Source organism: Mesorhizobium waitakense (assembly GCF_056431085.1).
In genome coordinates this window covers 1-21,160 of the sequence record NZ_JBWKME010000185.1, presented here as the reverse complement: position 1 = coordinate 21,160, position 21,160 = coordinate 1, and the positions used below count along the sequence as shown (strand labels likewise).

23 protein-coding genes and 1 pseudogene are annotated in these 21,160 nt (G+C 61.8%); 19 read left to right on the top strand and 5 right to left on the bottom strand.

Translation table 11 applies throughout. From position 1 onward, the window contains the following. The first annotated feature begins 28 nt into the window (after positions 1–28). The 5 genes from AC07FD_RS33375 to AC07FD_RS33355 all read left to right on the top strand — a co-directional run bounded on the left by AC07FD_RS33375 (position 29) and on the right by AC07FD_RS33355 (position 3,938). On the top strand, positions 29–1,063 hold the full coding sequence (locus AC07FD_RS33375; RefSeq protein ID WP_478353291.1) for a cysteine synthase A: 1,035 nt from the start codon (positions 29–31) through the stop codon (positions 1,061–1,063). After that, positions 1,063–1,806 (top strand): alanyl-tRNA editing protein, encoded by a 744-nt coding sequence (locus AC07FD_RS33370; RefSeq protein ID WP_478353290.1) that lies wholly within the window; start codon positions 1,063–1,065, stop codon positions 1,804–1,806. Before AC07FD_RS33375 ends, AC07FD_RS33370 begins: the two co-directional genes overlap by 1 nt. A 142-nt stretch (positions 1,807–1,948) precedes the next feature. Further along, positions 1,949–2,800: a 3-mercaptopyruvate sulfurtransferase gene (gene sseA, locus AC07FD_RS33365; protein WP_478353289.1), complete on the top strand. Its 852-nt coding sequence runs from the start codon at positions 1,949–1,951 to the stop codon at positions 2,798–2,800. Positions 2,801–2,805: 5 nt separating this feature from the next. Then, on the top strand, positions 2,806–3,369 hold the full coding sequence (locus tag AC07FD_RS33360) for a GNAT family N-acetyltransferase (RefSeq protein WP_095091816.1): 564 nt from the start codon (positions 2,806–2,808) through the stop codon (positions 3,367–3,369). A 101-nt stretch (positions 3,370–3,470) separates the two neighbouring features. Then, positions 3,471–3,938 carry a DUF1203 domain-containing protein gene (locus tag AC07FD_RS33355; RefSeq protein ID WP_478353288.1) on the top strand — a complete coding sequence of 156 codons (468 nt, stop codon included), beginning with the start codon at positions 3,471–3,473 and terminating at the stop codon, positions 3,936–3,938. Between the two features lie 236 nt (positions 3,939–4,174). Here AC07FD_RS33355 and ald read toward each other — a convergent pair whose 3' ends face one another. After that, a complete protein-coding gene (gene ald, locus AC07FD_RS33350) occupies positions 4,175–5,290 on the bottom strand; it encodes an alanine dehydrogenase (RefSeq protein ID WP_478353287.1) in 1,116 nt (371 codons plus the stop codon). A gap of 156 nt (positions 5,291–5,446) precedes the next feature. Here ald and AC07FD_RS33345 point away from each other — a divergent pair, with 156 nt between their 5' ends. Then, the gene (locus tag AC07FD_RS33345; protein ID WP_010909317.1) at positions 5,447–5,920 is read left to right on the top strand and encodes an Lrp/AsnC family transcriptional regulator; all 474 of its coding nucleotides are present in this window, start codon (positions 5,447–5,449) and stop codon (positions 5,918–5,920) included. Between the two features lie 610 nt (positions 5,921–6,530). Here AC07FD_RS33345 and AC07FD_RS33340 read toward each other — a convergent pair. Then, positions 6,531–7,181 carry a 5-formyltetrahydrofolate cyclo-ligase gene (locus AC07FD_RS33340; protein ID WP_478353286.1) on the bottom strand — a complete coding sequence of 217 codons (651 nt, stop codon included), beginning with the start codon at positions 7,179–7,181 and terminating at the stop codon, positions 6,531–6,533. 164 nt (positions 7,182–7,345) lie between these two features. Between AC07FD_RS33340 and AC07FD_RS33335 the strand changes: the two genes are divergently transcribed. Further along, complete coding sequence (locus AC07FD_RS33335) at positions 7,346–8,611, top strand: NAD(P)/FAD-dependent oxidoreductase (protein ID WP_478353285.1); 1,266 nt, start codon at positions 7,346–7,348, stop codon at positions 8,609–8,611. Positions 8,612–8,750: 139 nt separating this feature from the next. Continuing rightward, positions 8,751–10,730, top strand: a complete 1,980-nt coding sequence (locus AC07FD_RS33330) for a bifunctional 2',3'-cyclic-nucleotide 2'-phosphodiesterase/3'-nucleotidase (protein ID WP_478353284.1) — start codon at positions 8,751–8,753, stop codon at positions 10,728–10,730. 46 nt (positions 10,731–10,776) lie between these two features. On the opposite strand, the gene AC07FD_RS33325 is transcribed toward AC07FD_RS33330, so the two are convergent. Both AC07FD_RS33325 and AC07FD_RS33320 read right to left on the bottom strand, forming a co-directional pair. Further along, positions 10,777–12,033 (bottom strand): class I SAM-dependent methyltransferase, encoded by a 1,257-nt coding sequence (locus AC07FD_RS33325; protein ID WP_478353304.1) that lies wholly within the window; start codon positions 12,031–12,033, stop codon positions 10,777–10,779. 132 nt (positions 12,034–12,165) lie between these two features. Next, positions 12,166–12,321 (bottom strand): annotated as a pseudogene (locus tag AC07FD_RS33320) (DUF1365 family protein); the annotation flags it as partial. Between the two features lie 59 nt (positions 12,322–12,380). On the opposite strand from AC07FD_RS33320, the gene AC07FD_RS33315 reads away from it, so the two are divergent. The 6 genes from AC07FD_RS33315 to AC07FD_RS33290 all read left to right on the top strand — a co-directional run bounded on the left by AC07FD_RS33315 (position 12,381) and on the right by AC07FD_RS33290 (position 15,541). Further along, a complete protein-coding gene (locus AC07FD_RS33315; protein WP_478353283.1) occupies positions 12,381–12,515 on the top strand; it encodes a hypothetical protein in 135 nt (44 codons plus the stop codon). A gap of 184 nt (positions 12,516–12,699) precedes the next feature. Then, complete coding sequence (locus tag AC07FD_RS33310; RefSeq protein WP_457153997.1) at positions 12,700–12,990, top strand: Dabb family protein; 291 nt, start codon at positions 12,700–12,702, stop codon at positions 12,988–12,990. Between the two features lie 44 nt (positions 12,991–13,034). Then, positions 13,035–13,925 carry a VOC family protein gene (locus AC07FD_RS33305; protein ID WP_478353282.1) on the top strand — a complete coding sequence of 297 codons (891 nt, stop codon included), beginning with the start codon at positions 13,035–13,037 and terminating at the stop codon, positions 13,923–13,925. After that, the gene (gene kdsA, locus AC07FD_RS33300; protein WP_457153995.1) at positions 13,922–14,767 is read left to right on the top strand and encodes a 3-deoxy-8-phosphooctulonate synthase; all 846 of its coding nucleotides are present in this window, start codon (positions 13,922–13,924) and stop codon (positions 14,765–14,767) included. The genes AC07FD_RS33305 and kdsA overlap by 4 nt, the downstream gene beginning before the upstream one ends. Positions 14,768–14,888: 121 nt before the next feature. Further along, positions 14,889–15,092 carry a dodecin family protein gene (locus AC07FD_RS33295; protein WP_019858016.1) on the top strand — a complete coding sequence of 68 codons (204 nt, stop codon included), beginning with the start codon at positions 14,889–14,891 and terminating at the stop codon, positions 15,090–15,092. Between the two features lie 83 nt (positions 15,093–15,175). Continuing rightward, complete coding sequence (locus AC07FD_RS33290; protein WP_095091630.1) at positions 15,176–15,541, top strand: PRC-barrel domain-containing protein; 366 nt, start codon at positions 15,176–15,178, stop codon at positions 15,539–15,541. A gap of 57 nt (positions 15,542–15,598) precedes the next feature. Here AC07FD_RS33290 and AC07FD_RS33285 read toward each other — a convergent pair whose 3' ends face one another. Next, complete coding sequence (locus tag AC07FD_RS33285) at positions 15,599–15,724, bottom strand: hypothetical protein (protein WP_478353281.1); 126 nt, start codon at positions 15,722–15,724, stop codon at positions 15,599–15,601. A 288-nt stretch (positions 15,725–16,012) separates the two neighbouring features. Between AC07FD_RS33285 and eno the strand changes: the two genes are divergently transcribed. The 5 genes from eno to AC07FD_RS33260 all read left to right on the top strand — a co-directional run. Then, a complete protein-coding gene (eno, locus tag AC07FD_RS33280) occupies positions 16,013–17,287 on the top strand; it encodes a phosphopyruvate hydratase (protein ID WP_478353280.1) in 1,275 nt (424 codons plus the stop codon). A gap of 160 nt (positions 17,288–17,447) precedes the next feature. Then, positions 17,448–17,771: an FtsB family cell division protein gene (locus tag AC07FD_RS33275; RefSeq protein WP_478353279.1), complete on the top strand. Its 324-nt coding sequence runs from the start codon at positions 17,448–17,450 to the stop codon at positions 17,769–17,771. 194 nt (positions 17,772–17,965) lie between these two features. Then, positions 17,966–19,003, top strand: a complete 1,038-nt coding sequence (gene pdhA, locus AC07FD_RS33270) for a pyruvate dehydrogenase (acetyl-transferring) E1 component subunit alpha (protein ID WP_477227108.1) — start codon at positions 17,966–17,968, stop codon at positions 19,001–19,003. 15 nt (positions 19,004–19,018) lie between these two features. Then, positions 19,019–20,404 (top strand): pyruvate dehydrogenase complex E1 component subunit beta, encoded by a 1,386-nt coding sequence (locus AC07FD_RS33265; protein WP_478353278.1) that lies wholly within the window; start codon positions 19,019–19,021, stop codon positions 20,402–20,404. An 18-nt stretch (positions 20,405–20,422) separates the two neighbouring features. Further along, positions 20,423–21,160: biotin/lipoyl-containing protein (locus tag AC07FD_RS33260; RefSeq protein WP_478353277.1), on the top strand; the 738-nt coding region annotated here is incomplete at its 3' end.

Sequence of the window (21,160 nt, the reverse complement as noted above, 5' to 3'; positions counted from 1 at the left end):
TTCGGCACAGCTGCACAAGGAATCCTGAATGCCCCGTTCTGTGATCGACGCGATCGGCAACACGCCTCTGATCCGCCTCAACAAAGCGTCTGAACAAACCGGCTGCGAGATCCTGGGCAAGGCCGAGTTCATGAATCCAGGCCAGTCGGTCAAGGATCGCGCCGGCCTGTTCATCATCCGCGACGCCGAGCAGCGCGGGCTGCTGAGGCCCGGCGGTGTGATCGTCGAGGGAACGGCCGGCAACACCGGTATCGGGCTGACGCTGGTCGCCAAGGCGCTGGGATACCGCACGGTCATCGTCATTCCAGACACGCAAAGCCAGGAAAAGAAGGACACCATCAGACTGCTCGGCGCCGAGCTGATCGAGGTGCCCGCGGTGCCTTACAAGAACCCCAACAATTACGTGAAATTGTCCGGGCGGCTGGCCGAGCAGATGGCGCGGACTGAGCCGAACGGCGCCATCTGGGCCAACCAGTTCGACAATGTCGCCAACCGTGACGGCCATATCCGCACCACGGCGGAGGAAATCTGGAACCAGACCGGCGGCAAGGTCGACGGTTTTGTCTCGGCGGTCGGTTCGGGCGGAACGCTGGCCGGCGTCGCCTTCGGATTGAGGGCCAGGCGCCAGGACGTCAAGGTCGCGCTGGCCGATCCGCTGGGGGCCGCGCTCTACAGTTTCTACACCAGCGGTGAGTTGAAGTCCGAAGGCAGCTCGATCACCGAAGGCATCGGGCAGGGGCGCATCACCGCCAATCTCGATGGCTTCACGCCGGATTTTTCGTTCCAGATCCCGGACGAGGATGCGCTGCCGATCGTCTTCGACCTGATCCAGGAAGAAGGCCTTTGCGTCGGCGGCTCGACCGGCATCAACATAGCCGGCGCGATCCGGCTGGCGCGCGAACTGGGTCCCGGCCACACCATCGTGACCGTTCTTTGCGACTATGGCACGCGCTATCAATCGAAGCTGTTCAACCCGGAATTCCTGCGCGAGAAGAACCTGCCGATACCGGGCTGGATGGAGCAGCGGAGCACGATTTCTGTGCCGTTCGAAAAGGTCGCGTGATGGCGCACAGGACCGAAGCGCTGTTTCGCGACGACGCCTATCTGCGGACAGCGGACGCCACAATCATTGCCGTCAACGACCGCGGCGGCATCATTTTCGACAGGACGATCTTCTACGCCACATCGGGCGGCCAGCCGGGCGATATCGGTCATCTGGAGCGCGCCGACGGCAGCCGCATCGCCATCGCCGCCACCATTACGGGCGAGACCAAGGACGAGATCATCCATGTCCCGGCGGTTCAGCAGAGGGTTCCAGAGGTCGGTGAACGCTTGAGCCTGGCGATCGACTGGGAGCGCCGGCATCTTTTGATGCGCATGCACGCGGCCTGCCACCTGCTCACTGTGGTCTGCCCGTTCCCGATCACCGGTGCGTCCGTTTCCGAGGATGACAGCCGCGTCGATTTCGATATTCCCGACGCCAGCTTCACCAGGGAAGACGTAACGGCGAGCCTGATGGATCTGGTGCGGGCCGATCACCCGATCTTCACCAGGCTGATCAGCGACGAGGAGCTGGCCGCTAACCCGGGCCTGGTGAAATCCAAGAACGTCCGGCCGCCGGTTGGCACCGGCAAGATCCGCCTGGTCTGCATCGGTGATAACGCTTCGGTCGATAGCCAGCCCTGCGGCGGCACCCATGTCAAAAGCACTGGTGAGGTCGGCGAAATCCATATCGGCAAGATCGAGAAGAAGGGCCGTGAAAACAGACGCTTCCGCATCCGCTTCGGCCCAATGCCGGCGACCTGATGCATGTCGCCCAAGAAAGTGGCCTCGATGTTGGGTAAACGACATGCATAAGAACAAAGACTTAAAGCGCGTCGCTTGAATCCACTTCAACGCGACGCACTTTAATCGGACAATCACCGCCAAACGGCGAGCAGGAGAGAAAATGGCCGAGGACAGTCCTTTCACCGTCGACGCGGATTGGCTGCAGCAGCGCCTCGGCGAGCCGGGCCTGACGATCATCGACGCATCCTGGTATCTGCCGGCGCAAAAGCGCGATGCGCGCGGCGAATACGGCGCGGCCCACATTCCGGGCGCACGGTTTCTGGACCAGGACGCGGTTTCGGACCCGGATTCGCCGCTGCCGCATACGCTGCCGTCACCGCAGCATTTTGCCCAATATGTCGGATCGATGGGCGTTTCGGCCGACGACACCATCGTCATCTATGATGGTCCGGGCTTTTTCTCGGCGCCTCGGGCGTGGTGGATGTTCCGGGTGATGGGCGTCTTCCAGACCTATATTCTGGACGGCGGCTTCGATAGCTGGAAAGCGGCCGGCCGACCGGTGACGGCCGAACCGACCAGGATCGCGCCAAGTGTGTTTCATGCTGATTTCGACGCCGGTCGCGTCGCCAGCCTCGCCGACATGCGCCGGATCGTCGATACCGGGGAAAGCCAGATCGCCGACGCCCGTGGACCGGGCCGCTTTGCCGGCACGGAGCCCGAACCCCGCGCCGGTATCCGTTCCGGCCACATGCCTGGCGCGCGCAATCTGCCCTACTCGGCGCTGTCGGAAAATGGCGAGCTCTTGTCGAAGGACCGCTTGCGCAAGGTGATCGAGGCGGCCGGCATCGATCTGTCGAAACCCGTCGTCACCTCGTGTGGTTCCGGCATTACAGCCGCGGTGGCGACGCTGGCGCTGGAAACGCTTGGCCACACCGACAACAAACTTTACGACGGTTCCTGGACGGAGTGGGGTGGGCTCTCCGACACGCCCGTCGTGACCGGCAAGGAATGAAGACGATGGAAAACGGCGCGCTGGAAGACATCGATGTTACGGTCACGTTCCTCGAAATGCACGTGCCGCCGGCCTATTCGCCGCCGGTGCCTTACAACCGTCAGGTCGCGCTGCTGAAGACCAAGGACATTCCCCTCCATTTCTACCGCTATTTGATGGATCGGGTGGGACGCAAATGGCACTGGGTCAATGTGCTGAGGCTGGATGACGAGGAGCTTTCGGCCGGCATCCACCGCGAGGACCGCGACATTAGGGTGCTCTACCTCGACGGTGCGCCGGCCGGCTTCTTCGACCTCAAGCCGCATTTGCCGGAAGAAGTCGAGCTCGCCTATTTCGGCATGATGGAACATGCGACCGGGCAAGGCATCGGCCGCTGGTTCCTGGGGGCGGCGATCGCAGCGGCGTGGTCATACGGACCGAAGCGGGTGACGGTGCAGACCTGCACGCTCGATCATCCGGCGGCTTTGCCGCTCTACCAAAAGCTCGGCTTTGCGCCGGTGGCGCAAAAGAAGGAAATCGTGCATCCGCTGCCCTTCGGAGAACGCTCGGCCAGCGTCATGCGGCCGTGACATCAGCTAAAAATCCGAAGCATCCGCCACCGCGCAGGAATCGGGTGGGAAGCGCGAGCTTGAGGGCATAATTTCCGGTCGACAACACCGGAGATCCTACCATGACCATTCAGTTCAAAGCGCTGCCGACCCAGGATGTCAGGGCATTGCAGCACGGCGGCTCAGATGCCTACGGCCAAACGGCAGAACGAAAGATTTCCGACGGCGACGGCATGCCTTGCCGGCATTGTCTGAAGAACATCGCCGCTGGCGACGCTTACCTCGTTCTGGCCTATCGGCCATTCCCGGAGCTCCAGCCCTATGCCGAAACCGGGCCGATCTTCCTGCATGCCGAAGAATGCGACCGTGCCGCCGAGAGCGAGGTGCTACCCGAGATTCTCGAAAGTCCTGACTACATCGTGCGCGGCTACGGCAGGGATAATCGTATCGTCTACGGCAGCGGCGGTGTCATTCCGACCGCAGCAATTACAGCGCGAGCCGAGGCCCTCTTCGAGCACGACGATATCGCCTACGTCCATGTCCGCTCGGCGCGCAACAATTGCTACCAGTGCCGCATCGAGCGCGTCTGAGGCATTGGAGCGCTGGGCGAGGGCTTGTCGTACTCCCGTCGCACAATCGCGCTAGAAAGCCATTGTCGATCGATTTGCCGACCGCGGATGAACCGGCGGCAAAATCTCGATATCGAGGAAGCGGGGCTTTGGCTCCGCTTTTTTGTTGCCCAGCCTCGCGCTCAAGAAAACCTTCGCGTCAAGAAAAAACCCGCCGGCATGAACCGGCGGGCTGACGGAGGAATTCTGAAGTAGAATCAGGCCGCGAGAACGGCTTTCGGCTCAACCAGTTCGTAGCCGAGCGCCTCGGCGACCGCGCGGTTGGTGATCTTACCCTTGTGGACATTGAGGCCATTGCGCAGATGGTGGTCATCGACCAGCGCCTTCAGGCCCTTGTCGGCAAGCTGCAGGCCATAATGAAGCGTCGCGTTGTTGAGCGCGTGGGCCGACGTCACCGGTACCGCGCCGGGCATGTTGGCGACGCAGTAATGGATGACACCGTCAACCTCGTAGGTTGGCTCGGCATGGGTGGTGGCGTGCGAGGTCTCGAAGCAGCCACCCTGGTCGATAGCGACGTCGACCAGCACGGAACCTTTCTTCATGCCGGACAGCATTTCCCGCGTGACGAGCTTCGGCGCCGCGGCGCCGGGGATCAGCACGGCGCCGACGACGATGTCGGCCGAGAAGCACTCTTCCTCGAGCGCCTCGACGGTCGAGTAACGCGTGTGCACCCGGCCGGCAAAGAGGTCGTCGAGCTGGCGCAGGCGCGGGATCGAGCGGTCGATGATGGTGACGTCGGCGCCAAGACCCGCCGCCATCCTGGCAGCATGCAGGCCGACGACGCCGCCACCGAGCACGGTGACCTTGCCGGGCAGCACGCCGGGCACGCCGCCGAGCAGCACGCCACGGCCGCCATTGGCCTTCTGCAGCGCCGTGGCACCAGCCTGGATCGACAGTCGTCCGGCGACTTCCGACATCGGCGCCAACAGCGGCAGGCCACCACGGTCGTCGGTCACGGTCTCGTAGGCTATTGCTGTCACGCCGGAAGCGAGCAGGCCCTTGGTCTGCTCCGGATCCGGAGCCAGGTGAAGATAGGTATAGAGAATCTGGCCTTCGCGAAGCTGCGCCCATTCGTTGGGTTGCGGCTCCTTGACCTTGACGATCATGTCCGACTTGGCGAACACATCGGCAGCCGTCTTGGCGATTGTCGCACCAGCGGCGCGATAGGCATTGTCATCAGCGCCGATGCCGGCGCCGGCGCCGGTCTCGACCAGCACTTCATGGCCGTGGGCGACATATTCGCGGACCGAGCCGGGCGTGAGGCCGACGCGATATTCGTGGTTCTTGATTTCCTTGGGGCAGCCGACGCGCATGTTCTTCTCCTGATCCGGCCCTTTTGGGCTCGTTCCCTGTATAGGTGGAGTGAACCACGAATCGCTGCGCAGGTGTTTGCGAATGCGCTTGCGCGAAGAGCCCGGTTTCGATAATCGTTGCGCGAAACAGTGGGATATTCGCAGGATTCACGAAAAATGCCGCTCGACAGGATTGATATCGCCATACTCGAGACTTTGCAGAAGGATGGCAGGATACCGAATGCTGCACTGGCCGAAAAGGTTGGCCTGTCGCAGTCAGCCTGTTCGCGCCGGCTCGACAATCTAGAGAAATCCGGAACCATCCGCGGCTACCATGCCCGGCTGTCCAATGCCGCACTCGGCCACCAGATGACGGCGATCGTGCATATTTCCCTGTCGGGACAGTTCGAGAAGACGCTGTCGGATTTCGAGGCGGCGATCAAGCGCTGCCCCAACGTCCTGTCCTGCCATCTGATGTCAGGCGAATATGATTACATCCTGCGCATCGCGGCCAAGGATCTGGTCGACTATGAGCGCATCCACAAGGAATGGCTGTCGGCGATGCCGCATGTGACCAAGATCAACTCGTCATTCGCCTTGCGTGAGATCGTCGACCGCACGGCGATGGGCATGAAGCCGGAAATGGCTTAACGCCAAAGGCATACCCGGACGTCCTTCCCAACATAGCATGCGCCTTCGCGGCGAAGGTCTTCCCAGCGTTCGTCACCGTGAGTTTCGGAAACGTCCGAGTTGCTATAGCCTTCCCAACGATCACCGTCCTTGTATACAACTGCCCAGTAATCTTTGGACATTTCACCGGCCCCACTATGCGTATCAGGATAGTCGATACCTGCAAAAACTTGCCGAGGCCCCTGGATATTAAAATCGCCGCCCTTCTCGATTTGATAGGAGCATCTTCCGGATATGCGAGTCTGACCGTCAACAGTAAGCAGGCAGCGGCCCCATTTATAGCCGCTCGGTAAACGATGCCGTGGTTGCGCCTGCGAAGGCGAAAAGGAAAACGCAATTGCAAGGGCAGCCGCTATGGTTCGTCCGACCATCTTATCATCCGTTGTGACGCAGCCAATCCTAGGAGCTACCGGACACTGTTGGATCCGCCCGGAGCGCATGTCGAAACGCCGCGGCATGGTTCCCTTAAGGATCAGACTATTTATCGACCAAGTCGGATTTTTGTCACATGGCATTTGCGCTGCTTCGCGCGAAACAGAAATCCAGCCGGTCTCATTCTCCAAACAGGCTCTTAGGCCTCCGTGACGATCCGATCCATCGGGATGTCGTGCGGCTGCGCGTAGATGGTGGCGATGCGCTGCAGTTCGTAGCCGACGCCGATCACCAGCGGCTTGAACGGCATCGCCGCCAGCGTGCGATCGAAGAACCCGCCGCCATAGCCCAGGCGATAGTCTCCAGGATCGATACCGACGATTGGCGCAATGACGATGTCCGGCAGCACTGGATCGCCCTCGGCCGGGATCGGGATATTCCAAACACCTTTTTCCAGCCGGTCGCCCGGCGCGTAGGGGCGAAAGATCAGCGGCTGACCTTTCTCGATGACGACGGGCAGGGCGGTGCGGCCGCCGCGCGCATTGACGGACGCCATCCATGGGCGCAGGTCTGGCTCGCCGCGAAACGGCCAGTAGAGACTGACCATGCGGCCGGCGATCTCGCTGACGATTGCGTCGAGACCTTGCGCAATGCGCTGCGACATCACCGTTCGCGCGTCGGCCGAAACGGCGAGACGCGCGGCGATCAGGCGTTCGCGCTCGGCCTTGCGCCAGCGCCGGACGTCGGTCCAGTCGGTTAGTGGTGTCTGAAACGCGGGATCGAGTTCATGCATGAAGCAGGGAGGAGAGGCATATTGCGCCGGACCTTGGTCGTCATGATCGTTAGCCATGCTTTACCTCATCGCGTATTTGATCACGCTATACCTCGTAACACGATACGACATGTGCGTTCACGACATAGGACGACGAGTCTCAGGCACCACCCCGCGTTGCTGCGATGCACAAAAGTACCTACATCTAGCCTAGGCAATCTTGCCCGTTAGCGGTGAATGAGATGAACCAGGCCAGCCATCATGTCGTTGTTGTCGGCGCGGGTTTTGGCGGTCTCGAATTCACCCGAGCGCTTGCCGGTGCGCCGGTCCGCATCACCATGATCGACAAGCGTAATCATCACCTCTTCCAGCCGCTGCTCTACCAGGTGGCGACCACGGCGCTGGCGACGTCCGAAATTGCATGGCCGGTCCGCCACCTCCTGCGCAAGCGCAAGGATGTGACGACGCTGCTTGCCAATGTCGTCGGCGTCGATCGCGCCGGCAAACGCGTGCTGCTCGAGGATGGCAGTGCTGTCGCCTACGACACGCTGTTGCTCGCCACCGGCGCGCGCCATGCCTATTTCGGCCACGACGAATGGGAACCTTTCGCGCCCGGCCTGAAGACGCTGGAGGATGCCACCACGGTTCGGCGGCGCATTCTGCTGGCCTTCGAGCAGGCCGAGCGGGAGACCGATCCCGCCAAGCGCCAGGCGCTGCTGACCATTGCGATCGTCGGTGGCGGGCCGACCGGCGTCGAGCTTGCCGGCACCATCGTCGAATTGGCGCATGACACGCTGCGCGGTGAATTCCGCAACATCGATACACGGCAAACGCGTGTCGTGCTGATCGAGGCCGGCGACCGAATTCTGGCCAATTTCGCACCGAAACTTTCCGACTACGCGATGAAGGCGCTCGAGCGGCTCGGCGTGACCATCGAACTCGGCAGGGCGGTTACGCGGTGCGACGCAGAGGGCGTGGTCTTCAGCGACAAGCACCTGGCAGCAGGCACTATCCTGTGGGCAGCGGGCGTCGCCGCCTCGCCTGCCGCCGAATGGCTAGGCGCGGCGGCGGACCGGGCGGGCAGGGTACTCGTCGAGCCTGACTTGAGCGTGCCGGGCAGCCCGGAGATTTTCGTCGTCGGCGATGCCGCGCATGTCCTGCGGCCGGACGGGCGGCCCGTTCCCGGTGTGGCGCCGGCCGCCAAGCAGCAGGGCCGGCACGTCGCCGCCACGGTGAAGGCGCGGCTTGCCGGCGACGCCAGCCCGCGGCCGTTCGGCTACCGGCATGACGGCGACCTCGCCACGATCGGCAAGCGCGCCGCCGTGATCGATTTCGGCTGGATCAAGCTGACCGGCTGGGCGGCATGGTGGCTGTGGGGCATAGCCCACATCTATTTCCTGATCGGCTTTCGCAACCGGCTTGCGGTTTCACTGAGTTGGCTATGGATCTACGCGACGGGCCAGCGCAGCGCGCGGCTGATCACCCAGGGCGACGACGACAAGGGCTGACCCCAGACCGTTCATCCGCACGTCATCTGTTGCTGATCGAGTGGCGGCGTTATGCGCTCGACTTCTTGAATGGACTCGGATGGGTTTCAGCGCGAAGTTCGCTTCGGGGTAGGCTTGTCACGTCGTCGAAGGAGAAAACATGTCTCGACTGCTCCATCCCGTCTCCCGCCGCGATCTCCTTGGCGGTGCCGCCGCCGCAGGAGCGATCATCATGCTGCATCCGTTCTCCGCCCGCGCCCAGGCCAACCAGGCCCATCTTCGGATCATGGAAACCACCGACATCCATGTGAACGTGCTGCCTTACGATTACTACGCCGACAAAGCGAACGACACGATGGGCCTGTCGCGCACGGCTTCCCTGATCGACGCAGTGCGCAAGGAAGCCGTCAATTCGATGCTCATCGACAATGGCGACCTGCTGCAGGGCAATCCGATGGGCGACTACATCGCCTATGAGAGGGGCATGAAGGATGGCGACCTGCATCCGATCATGAAGGCCATGAACCTGCTCGGCTACGAATGCTCGACGCTGGGCAACCACGAGTTCAACTACGGCCTGTCGTTCATGGACAAGGTGCTGGCTGGCGCCAATTTCCCCTTCGTCTGCGCCAATTTGATCCGTGGCATCGAGCTTGCCGCGAACCCGCGCGACGACAAGCTTTATCTCAAGCCCTATGTCATCCTCGACAAGAAGATCAAGGACGGGTCAGGCGCCGAGCAGCCGATCAGGATCGGCATCATCGGCTTCGTGCCGCCGCAGATCATGGTCTGGGATCTCAAGAATCTGGAGGGCAACGTCAAGACTCGCGACATCGTCGAGACGGCCAAGGCCTGGCTGCCGCAGATGAAGGAGGAAGGCGCCGACATCGTGATTGCGCTCTCACATTCCGGCATCGACGTGAAGCAGGGCGACATGATGGAAAACGCATCGTTCTTTGTCGCCGGTGTCGACGGCATCGATGCTGTATTCACCGGCCACCAGCATCTGGTCTTTCCCGGCAAGAAGGATTTCCAGTCGCTGGACGGCGTCGACACGCAAAAAGGCACACTGCAGGGTAAGCCCGCCGTGATGGGCGGCTTCTGGGGCTCGCATATGGGGCTGATCGACCTGATGCTGGAGCGCGACGGGTCGAAATGGAAGGTCGTTTCCGCGACCTCCGAGGTGCGGCCGATCTTCGAACGCGTCGACAACAAGGCCAAGCCGATCGTCCCCGATGACAAGCGCATCATCGCGGCACTCGAACAGGACCACCAGGCAACTCTGGCCTATGTGCGCCGTCCCGTCGGCAAGACCTCGGCGCCGCTCTATTCCTATTTCGCGCTGGTCGCCGACGACCCGTCGGTGCAGGTCGTCAGCCAGGCGCAGACCTGGTACCTGAAGGATATTCTCAAGAACACGCAATGGAAGGACGTGCCGCTGCTGTCGGCCGCCGCACCCTTCAAGGCCGGCGGACGCAGCGGCGCCGACTACTATACCGACGTGCCGGCTGGCGATATCGCCATCAAGAACGTCGCCGACCTCTACCTCTATCCGAACACCGTGCGGGCCGTCGAAATCACCGGCGCGCAGGTCAAGGAATGGCTGGAAATGTCGGCCGGCATCTTCAACCGGATCGAGCCAGGCAAGCCCGACCAGGCCCTCATCAACACCGACTTCCCGTCCTACAACTTCGACGTCATCGACGGCGTCACCTACAAGATAGACCTGTCGCATCCGCCGAAATACGATGCCAAGGGCGGACTGGCGAATGCCGGCGCCAACCGCATCGTCGACCTGATGTTTGCTGGCAAACCGATTGATTCCAAGCAGAAATTCGTCGTTGCGACTAACAACTACCGTGCCGGCGGCGGCGGCAATTTCCCGGACATCAATGCCTCGAAGATCATCTACGAGGCGCCGGACACCAATCGCGACGTCATCGTTCGCTATATCGTCAGCCAGGGCACGATCAACCCGTCGGCGGATGACAACTGGTCATTCGCGCCGCTGCCTGGAACCAGCGTCGTGTTCGAAACCGGCGCCAGGGCCAAGGATTTCATTGCCAAGGTGAAGTCGCTGAAGATCGAGCCGGTAGGAGAGGGCGAAGCGGGATTTGCGAAATACCGAATCCTTCTCTGATTGGCGCCATACAGACTCGAGTCCGCGCCGCCACGGCAGCGTGGACCTATGCCTTGTAGACCACCTGGCGCACGTCGATGTAGCTGGCACGGAAGCCGGCCTCGCAATAATGCAGGTAGAATTCCCAGAGCTTCTTGAAGCGGTCGTCGAAGCCGAGCGGGACGATCTTTTCCCATGACGCCCGGAACCGCTGGCGCCATTCGGCGAGCGTGCGCGCGTAGTCGTCCGGAAACACGCGCTCGCGCAGATGGGCAAGCCCATGATCGTTGCCGAGTGCCTTCAGGATCGACGGCGTCGGCAGCATGCCACCCGGGAAAACATAGCGCTGGATGAAATCCGGCCTTGCGCGATAGGTGTCGTAGGCGGCTTCGTTGATTGTGATGATCTGCAGGCCCGCGGTGCCGCCAGGCTTCAGGCAGGCCTTCATCTTGCCGAAGAACACCGGCCAGTACTTCTCGCCGACCGCCTCGAACATTTCGATCGAGGCGATACGGTCATAGGTGCCGGTTTCGTCGCGATAATCCTGCAGCTTGATGTCGACCTTGTCGGCAAGCCCGGCCTTGGCGAGGCGCGCCTTGGCGAAGTCGTGCTGCTCGCGGCTGATCGTCAGCCCGGTCACACGGCAGCCGATCTCGCGAGCCGCGAATTCGGCGAAGCCGCCCCAGCCGCAGCCGATCTCCAGCACGTGATCCTTCGGTCCGATCCCCGTATCCTTGGCCAGTGCGCGATATTTGGCGGCCTGGGCGCTTTCGAGGTCGTTGGCACCGGTGGCATAGAGTGCCGAGGAATAGGTCATGCTCGGATCGAGCCATTCCTTGTAGAAGGCGTTGCCGAGATCGTAATGCGCCGTAATATTGCGCTTCGAGCCGGTGCGTGTGTTCTCGTTGAACCAGTGCCTGATGCGCTGGACGGTGTTGATGAGCCAGCTGGCGCCGCCAGCAACGCGTTCGCCGATGGCCGAATTGACCACGAACAGCTCCAGGAAGCTGGTGACGTCAGGGCTTTCCCAATCGCCGTCCATGTAGGATTCGGCAAGGCCGATCGTGCCGCCGGAAAAGGCACGGCCGGGCAAGCGCCAGTTCTTGAGCACCAGTTCGGCGTCTGGGCCCGGTCCCTTGCCACCGACCAGCACGGCGCGTCCGTCCGGCATCCTGACCTTCAGCGATCCGCGCGGCAGGTTCATCGCCGCCGACAGCACCATGCGCGCCTTCGCCGGCAAGCCCTTGACGATCTCGGCGAAATTGAATTCATCCAGCCTGACCGCGTCGCTCAACGCCAGACCATGATGTTCCTTGTTTGTCATCTCACGCCCCTGCGCTTCCGTGGTGTCGGCGCAAATTGCCGAACCTCGGTTCTCGCGGTTCATTCGCCGGGTTCGAACGCCATTGCCTGATCCCGGCAGTTGACCGGTTTCGGTGACAGGCGGGCTCGAACGAAAGCGCGTGCCCTTTGGCCAGAGCTTCAGCGCTACCCAGTGAATCCCTGCGACAATCTTCCACGTCATGAGGGGGAACATCAAGAGGCAGGCCGCAACCCGGGCTGTGCCAAGTGGAGGGCACTCGCCGTCGTGGATCTGGCTTTTACACAGCAAAGGCCGAACAGGCCTAAAACGCCTATGGTTGCAACCGTGCTTGTGCGATAGTTTTAGCCATGCGTTATGTGATCGTCATTGCTGCCGTCACCTTTTTCCTGATCTGGGACGGCCTCTACAATCAGGGCCGGTATCTCGACACGGCGGTAAGGGGTGTCACGCACGTCGTGCGGTCCATCACCGGCAAAACCTAGCGCCCATCCGCATGAGGCGCTGCCGCGACATCCTTGTCGATTGACGCGGCCGTCCTGTCGTCACAAAAGACCCCGGCACTTAATGCATGTCGTCCAAAAGTGGCCCCGGTCTTGGGCAACGAGATGCATAAAGACAAAGACGTGAAGCGCGTCGCCCGACGCGCTTTCGATCGAGGAGGCGGCGTTGATCCGGCATATCGTTTTCTTCAGCGCGCGGCGTAAAGAGGATGTGGAGGCCGTTCGCACCGGCCTGCAGGCGCTCGGCAACATTCCCCATTCCAGCCTCTTCGAGGTGACCATCAACACAAAGGTCGACCCGCTGTCGGACGAGATCGATGTGGTCGTCTATGCAGAGTTCGCTGATGACGCGGCGTTGGCCGCCTACAAGGCGCACCCACTCTATGGGCAGACGACCAGCAAGGTCAAACCATTGCGCGAGCTGCGTTATTCCGCCGATGTCGTGGCCGGTGCCTGATTGAGACTTGAACAGGTTTGCGGAATGATGCACATCGCGCCTGCATGAACCGAACAACAGCCGCCGGCACTCATCCGCTCGATCATCTGGTGCTGCCGACACAGAACCTCGATGTGGCACGAGCCCGGCTCACCGCGCTTGGCTTCGTGGTTGCCCCGACCGGCATTCATCCCTTCGGGACCGAAAACTGTTGTGTTTTCCTCGCCGACGGCACTTATCTCGAGCCGCTCGCGGTCGGCGACGAACAGGCCACGACGGCGGCCATTGCCGAGGGCAATGTTTTCGTCGCGCGCGACCGTATCTATCGCAACAGGCACGGTGACGAGGGGTTTTCCGCCGTGGTCCTGGGGACCAGCAACGCAGATGCCGACCGGGCACGCTATGTCGAAGCCGGCATCTCCGCGGGAGACATGCTGAGCTTTTCGCGCGCGTTCACCGACACGGCGGGTAAAAGCGACATTGCATCGTTCAAGCTCGCTTTCGCATCGAGCAGCAAGGCTACGGATGCTTTCCTGTTTGCTTGCGAACGGGTCAACGCGCCGAAAGTGGATCGGACGGCCTTGCAGGCGCACGCCAACGGCGTCACGGGAATTGTCGAGATCGTGGCGGTTAGCGACCGGCCTGCCGACCAGCACCGGCTGATTTCCTTGGCGGTGGACGATCCGAACGCCGGTGGGCCAGGCGTCGCGTTTCACTTGCCGAACGCAACCTTGAGTGTGCTTGACCCTGCGTCTTTCATCGCACGCTTTGGCTTGCCGGCCGGCGCGCCGACGGACCTACGCTTCGCCGCAGTGGTCTTTTCGGTTCCCAGCGCCGATATCACCTCGAGGCTGCTTGCAGCCAACTCCGTCAAACACGATATAGCGGGCAATGATATTGTCGTGCAGCCGGCATCCGGACAGGGCGCGGCTTTCATCTTCCGGGAGATCCAATGAGCAAGCCCCTGGCGCCCAATTCGTCGGTAACCGTCGGCAATGTCGTCTTCGACAACAACGCGGCCTTGTCGCTGATCGCTGGTCCTTGCCAGTTTGAATCGCGCCAGCATGCCTTCGACATGGCCGGCGCGCTGAAGGAACTGACCGGCAAGCTTGGAATAGGCCTTGTCTACAAGACCAGCTACGACAAGGCCAACCGCACCTCGCTGTCGGCGACGCGCGGTGCGGGCATGGAAGCGGCACTTCCCGTCTTCGATGAACTGCGCAAGGAATTTTCGCTGCCGGTGCTGACCGATGTCCACACCGAGGAACAGTGCGCGATCGTCGCGCCGCATGTCGATGTCCTGCAGATTCCGGCCTTCCTGTCGCGCCAGACCGACATGCTGGTCGCCGCCGCCAGGACCGGCAAGGTGATCAACGTGAAGAAGGGGCAGTTCCTGGCTCCCTGGGACATGAAGAACGTGGTTGCCAAGATCACCGGTTCCGGCAACGCCAATGTCTTGACCACGGAACGCGGCGCGTCGTTCGGCTACAACACGCTGGTGTCCGACATGCGCGCTCTGCCAATCATGGCCGAGATCGGCGCGCCGGTGATCTTCGACGCCACGCATTCGGTTCAGCAGCCGGGTGGACAGGGCGGCTCCTCGGGTGGCGAGCGTCGCTTTGTCGAGACGCTGGCCCGGGCGGCTGTCGCCGTTGGTGTGGCCGGCGTGTTCATCGAGACCCACCAGGATCCTGACAATTCGACCTCTTCCGATGGTCCGAACATGGTGCCGCTGAAGGATATGCCGGCACTGCTGGAAAGATTGATGGCATTCGATCGTATCGCCAAGGGTCACTGAAACGTCCCACGGGCGTTCCAGCGTCGGTTACTGACAATGGCCCCATGACCCCGGCGCTTGTGGAAGACATAAGCCGGCTGTACGCTCGCCTCGCAAATGAGCGTTTTGGCAGGAGGAAGCCATGTCTGTCGCCCGCGTCACCGAAATCACCTCATCGTCGAAGAAGAGCTTTCAGGACGCCATCGAGAAGGGGATTGCGCGTGCCGCAAAGACCTTGAAGAACGTCGAAGGCGCCTGGATCCAGGACCAGAAGATCGTCGTCGAGGACGGCAAGATCGCTGCCTATCGCGTCAACATGAAGGTCACCTTCATCCTCGCGGAGTAACCGGCTGCCGCCGAAAAAGTCGGGAACTTTCGCCCGCGCCCCTCATTGTCAAAGCTTAGATCAACGACAATGAGGAGCACATCATGACAACCCAGACAGGCCACACCGAAGCCATTGCCGCTTCGCGCGTCATCGGCACGTCCGTCTACAACACCGAGGGCAGGAGCATCGGCAGCATCGAGGACATCATGCTCGACAAGACCTCGAACGGCATCATGTTCGCGGTGATAGGTTTCGGCGGTTTTCTCGGCATCGGCGAGAAGTACCACGCCATTCCGTGGGCCAGCCTCGACTATGACGAGGACAAGGGTGGCTATGTCGTTCCGTTCTCCAAGGAACAGCTGAAGGCAGCACCCGCTTATTCGATCAATGAACTGGCCGGCGCCGATGGCGAGACGGCGCGCGACGCGTCCTATGATTATTACAAGGTCACGCCTTACTGGCATTGACGCCTGGGAAACAAAAGGCCCCGTTTCAGACGGGGCCTTTTGGATTCGATTCAGCGCCTATTCGCTGGCATGCAAGCCCGATAGCGGCCCTGCTGCCTTGGGTGGCGATTGCTGATTGTCGCACGACGTCAGAAACGCCGCCGCGATCAGGAACAGACTCACGATACCACTCAACTGGGACATGGCGAAACTCCTCCTGTTTCGCCCCGCGCACCCGCACCATAGCCGGAAGTACATCCGCCGCACATGACTTATGATGACAGCGATTTGCGCTTCGTGAATCGTCTGATGCATGTCGCCACAAAGTAGCCCCCGGTTTTGGGAGAACGGCATGCGGCGCCTGAATCCGTTCAGGCGCGACGCGCTTTGGGCTGACGCCACGGCAATAATTGCGAGCGGGCCGATTGCCTTTTGCGGCACTTTGGCTAAGACGTGCGCGACCCCTTCTTCAGATCAATCGAGGACATCGCAATGACCGCCATCATCGACATTGTCGGGCGTGAAATCCTGGACAGCCGTGGAAATCCGACCGTCGAGGTCGATGTCGTTCTCGAAGATGGCTCGATGGGCCGCGCTGCGGTGCCGTCGGGCGCCTCGACCGGCGCCCACGAGGCCGTCGAACTGCGCGACGGCGGCGCCCGCTATCTCGGCAAGGGCGTGCTCAAGGCAGTCGAAGCCGTGAACGGCGAGCTGTTCGAGGCGATCGGCGGCATGGAAGCCGAAAACCAGATCCATATCGACCAGACCATGATCGAGCTCGACGGTACGCCCAACAAGAGCCGGCTCGGCGCCAACGCCATCCTCGGCGTCTCGCTGGCCGTGGCCAAGGCCGCGGCCGATGCCGCTGGCCTGCCGCTCTACCGTTATGTCGGCGGTACCAAGGCGCATGTCCTGCCGGTGCCGATGATGAACATCATCAATGGCGGCGCCCATGCCGACAACCCGATCGACTTCCAGGAGTTCATGATCCTGCCGATCGGCGCGCCGACGCTGCGCGAAGGCGTTCGCTGGGGTTCGGAAATCTTTCACACGCTGAGGAAGAAACTGAAGGATGCCGGCCACAACACCAATGTCGGCGACGAGGGCGGCTTTGCCCCGAACCTGAAGAGCGCGCCGGTGGCGCTCGACTTCATCATGGAATCGATCGAGAAGGCCGGCTTCAAGCCCGGCGAAGAGATCGCGCTCGGCCTCGACTGCGCGGCGACCGAATTCTTCAAGGACGGCAACTACGTCTATGAGGGCGAGAAGAAGACCCGCGATCCCAAGGCCCAGGCCAAATACCTGGCCAAGCTTGCCGCTGACTATCCGATCATCTCGATCGAGGACGGCCTTGCCGAGGACGACTGGGAAGGTTGGAAGTATCTGACCGACCTGATCGGCAAGAAGACCCAGCTGGTCGGCGACGATCTGTTCGTCACCAATACGGCCCGGCTTCGTGATGGCATCCGCATGGGCGTTGCCAATTCGATCCTGGTCAAGGTCAACCAGATCGGCTCGCTGACGGAAACGCTCGACGCCGTCGAGACTGCGCACAAGGCCGGCTACACCGCCGTCATGTCGCACCGCTCGGGCGAAACCGAGGATTCGACCATCGCCGATCTCGCCGTTGCCACCAATTGCGGACAGATCAAGACCGGCTCGCTGTCGCGCTCGGACCGCATGGCCAAGTACAACCAGCTGATCCGCATCGAGGAAGAGCTCGGCAAGCAGGCGAGCTACGCCAGCAAGTCGGTGGTCAAGGGCTGATCCGGAAACACCAGGCCTGGGATGTCGATGAAAGGGCGGGAGCATTCCCGCCCTTTTTCATTTCGGTCTCGCGCAGCCGGTCATCCGTAACTGTCCGTTAAGCACAATCAGGCGAAAAAGATGGGGAGCCGCAGGAGTTTGCGGCCGCGAGGACTTGGATATGTGGACGCGTCAGCACAAGCAGAGAAACACCGGCCGGCTGATCATTCCCTCGCTCTGCGTGGCGTTCCTCGCCTATTTCGGCTTTCATGCCTACCACGGCGAATTCGGCATCAACTCGAAATATCAGCTGGAAGCCCAGACGGTTGCGCTGCAAGGTCAGCTCGACGCGATCAAGGCACGCCGGATGGAGCTCGAACGGCGCGTTCGGCTCATGCATGATGGGTCGATCGAGAAGGACATGCTCGACGAGCAGGCGCGCAAGGCGCTCAATCTGTCCCAGGCTGACGAAATCACCATCATGTTGCCGGTCTCGGCGAAGTAACCAGTTTTCAGTTAATAACCAATATTTTCAATGATTTTAATCGCTTAGACGCATGTGAGCTATGCAATTTCGGCATGGCATAACGCTCTAGCGCGTGTTAGCCTCTCCAAAATCGGTGGGGAGGAGCTGATCTCCCCAGGGCGGATTTGATCCAGCCCTAATGTCCGCAAAGAGACGCCAACAGGGAGTGATGCATGGCCACCGCAGCCAGAAAAGCGCCTGCCAAATCCAAATCCGACGGCAAAATGGGGCTTTCGGCCCCCAAGCCTGCAGAATTCACCAAGGATGAAGAGCTTGCCGCCTACCGGCATATGCTGCTCATCCGTCGTTTCGAGGAAAAGGCCGGCCAGCTTTACGGCATGGGCTTCATCGGTGGCTTCTGCCATCTCTATATCGGCCAGGAGGCTGTCGTCACCGGCATGAAGATGGCGCTGATCCAGGGCGACCAGATGATCACCGCCTATCGCGACCACGGCCACATGCTGGCCATGGAGCTTTCACCGCGCGGCGTCATGGCTGAGCTGACCGGGCGTCGTGGCGGCCTGTCACGGGGCAAGGGCGGCTCCATGCACATGTTCTCCAAGGAGAAGCATTTTTACGGCGGCCACGGCATCGTCGGCGCGCAGGTGTCGCTCGGCACTGGTCTCGCCTTCGCCAATCGCTACCGCGACAACAACAATGTATCGCTGACCTATTTCGGCGATGGTGCGGCCAACCAGGGCCAGGTCTATGAAAGCTTCAACATGGCCTCGCTGTGGAAGCTGCCGGTTATCTACATCATCGAGAACAATCGCTATGCCATGGGCACCTCGGTCTCGCGCTCGTCGGCGGAGACGGACTTTTCCCATCGCGGCGCCTCGTTCAAGATTCCCGGGCTGCAGGTCGACGGCATGGATGTCCGCGCCGTCAAGGCTGCGGGCGATCTGGCCACCGAATGGTGCCGCGCCGGCAACGGCCCGCTGATCCTCGAAATGCAGACCTATCGCTATCGCGGCCACTCGATGTCCGACCCGGCGAAGTACCGTTCCAAGGAAGAAGTGCAGAAGATGCGCTCCGAGCATGACCCGATCGAGCAGGTCAAGGCGCGGCTGATCGAAAAGAAGTGGGCGACCGAGGACGAACTGAAGACCGTCGACAAGGAGGTTCGCGACGTCGTCGCGGACGCCGCCGAATTTGCCCAGAACGACGCGGAGCCGGATCCGTCCGAGCTCTGGACCGATATCGTATTGTAACGGGAGGGCAAGGACATGCCGATCGAAATTCTCATGCCCGCTCTCTCGCCGACCATGGAAGAGGGCAATCTTTCCAAGTGGTTGAAGAACGAGGGCGACAAGGTCGTCGCCGGTGACGTCATCGCCGAGATCGAAACCGACAAGGCGACGATGGAAGTCGAAGCCGTCGATGAAGGCACGCTTGCCAAGATCGTGGTTCCTGCCGGCACCGAAGGCGTCAAGGTCAATGCAGTGATCGCCGTACTCGCGGTTGACGGCGAAGATGTCGACAAGGCCGGCGAAGGCATCGGCGAAGAGCCCCCGAAGGCTGAAACAGCGGCGCCTGCGCCGGCGGCAGCCAAAAGCGAGGCCTCAGCACCGGTCGCAGCAGCCCCGAAGACGGAAATCGCCGCCGATCCGGATATTCCGGCCGGGACGGAAATGGTCTCGACCACGGTGCGTGAAGCGCTGCGTGATGCGATGGCCGAGGAAATGCGCCGCGACGGCGATGTCTTCGTCATGGGCGAGGAGGTTGCCGAATACCAGGGCGCCTACAAGATCACGCAGGGACTGCTGCAGGAGTTCGGGTCGCGGCGCGTCGTCGACACGCCGATCACCGAGCATGGCTTTGCCGGCGTCGGCGTCGGCGCGGCAATGGCCGGCTTGAAACCGATCGTCGAGTTCATGACCTTCAACTTCGCCATGCAGGCGATCGACCAGATCATCAACTCGGCTGCCAAGACGCTTTATATGTCGGGCGGCCAGATGGGTGCGCCGATCGTGTTCCGTGGACCGAACGGCGCCGCCGCTCGCGTCGCCGCCCAGCATTCACAGTGTTACGCCGCCTGGTATAGCCACATCCCGGGCCTCAAGGTCGTGATGCCCTACACCGCCGCCGACGCTAAGGGCCTGCTCAAGGCGGCGATCCGCGATCCCAACCCGGTTATCTTCCTCGAGAACGAAATCCTCTACGGTCATTCCTTCGACGTGCCGAAGCTGGATGATTTCGTGCTGCCGATCGGCAAGGCGCGCATCCACAAGACCGGCAAGGACGTCACCATCGTCTCTTTCGGCATCGGCATGACCTATGCGGTCAAGGCTGAAGCCGAGTTGCGCGGCATGGGCATCGACGCCGAGATCATCGACCTCAGGACCATCCGCCCGCTCGACCTCGACACGGTCGTCGCCTCGGTCAAGAAGACCAACCGGCTGATCGTCGTGGAAGAGGGATATCCGCAGAGCTCGGTCGGCGATCACATCGCCAACCAGGTGTCGCAGCGAGCCTTCGATTTCCTTGATGCCCCGGTCATCACCATTGCCGGCAAAGACGTGCCGATGCCGTATGCGGCGAACCTCGAAAAGCTGGCATTGCCGAATGTCGGCGAGGTCATCGAGGCGGTTAAAGCCGTCACGTATCGCTGAACCGGGCGGGAGGACAAAATGCCAATCAACATCACCATGCCGGCCCTGTCGCCCACGATGGAAGAGGGCAATCTGTCAAAGTGGCTGGTCAAGGAGGGCGACAAGGTTTCGCCCGGCGATGTCATTGCTGAGATCGAGACCGACAAGGCAACGATGGAAGTCGAGGCTGTCGACGAGGGCACGGTTGCGAAGCTGGTCGTTCCGGCCGGCACCGAGGGCGTCAAGGTCAATGCGCTGATCGCCGTGCTCGCTGCCGAAGGCGAGGACGCCGGCGCCGCCGCGAACAGCGGTGGCGCTGCTGCGCCAGCGAAAGCGGAAGCCCCGAAAACGGAGGCACCTAAGGCGGAAGCACCAAGGGCTGAGGCGCCAAAGGCCGAGCCTGCGGCCGCATCCAAGGCAGTAGCGGCTCCGGCCGCCAACGGCCATGCCGCTGGCGAGCGCACCTTTGCGTCGCCGCTCGCGCGCCGCATCGCCAGGGAAGGCGGTGTCGATGTGTCTGCCGTGACCGGCAGCGGCCCGCATGGTCGGGTGGTGAAAGCCGACGTCGATGCGGCGATTGCCGGTGGCGGCGCCAAGCCTGCTGCCAAGGCAGCGCCCGCAGGGGCACCGGCGGCTCCGGCTGCTGCCTCCGCGCCGGTGAAGGCGATGTCGGACGAGCAGGTGCTGAAACTGTTCGAGCAAGGCTCCTACGAACTCGTCCCGCATGACAATATGCGCAAGACCATCGCGCGCCGCCTGGTCGAGGCCAAGACCACC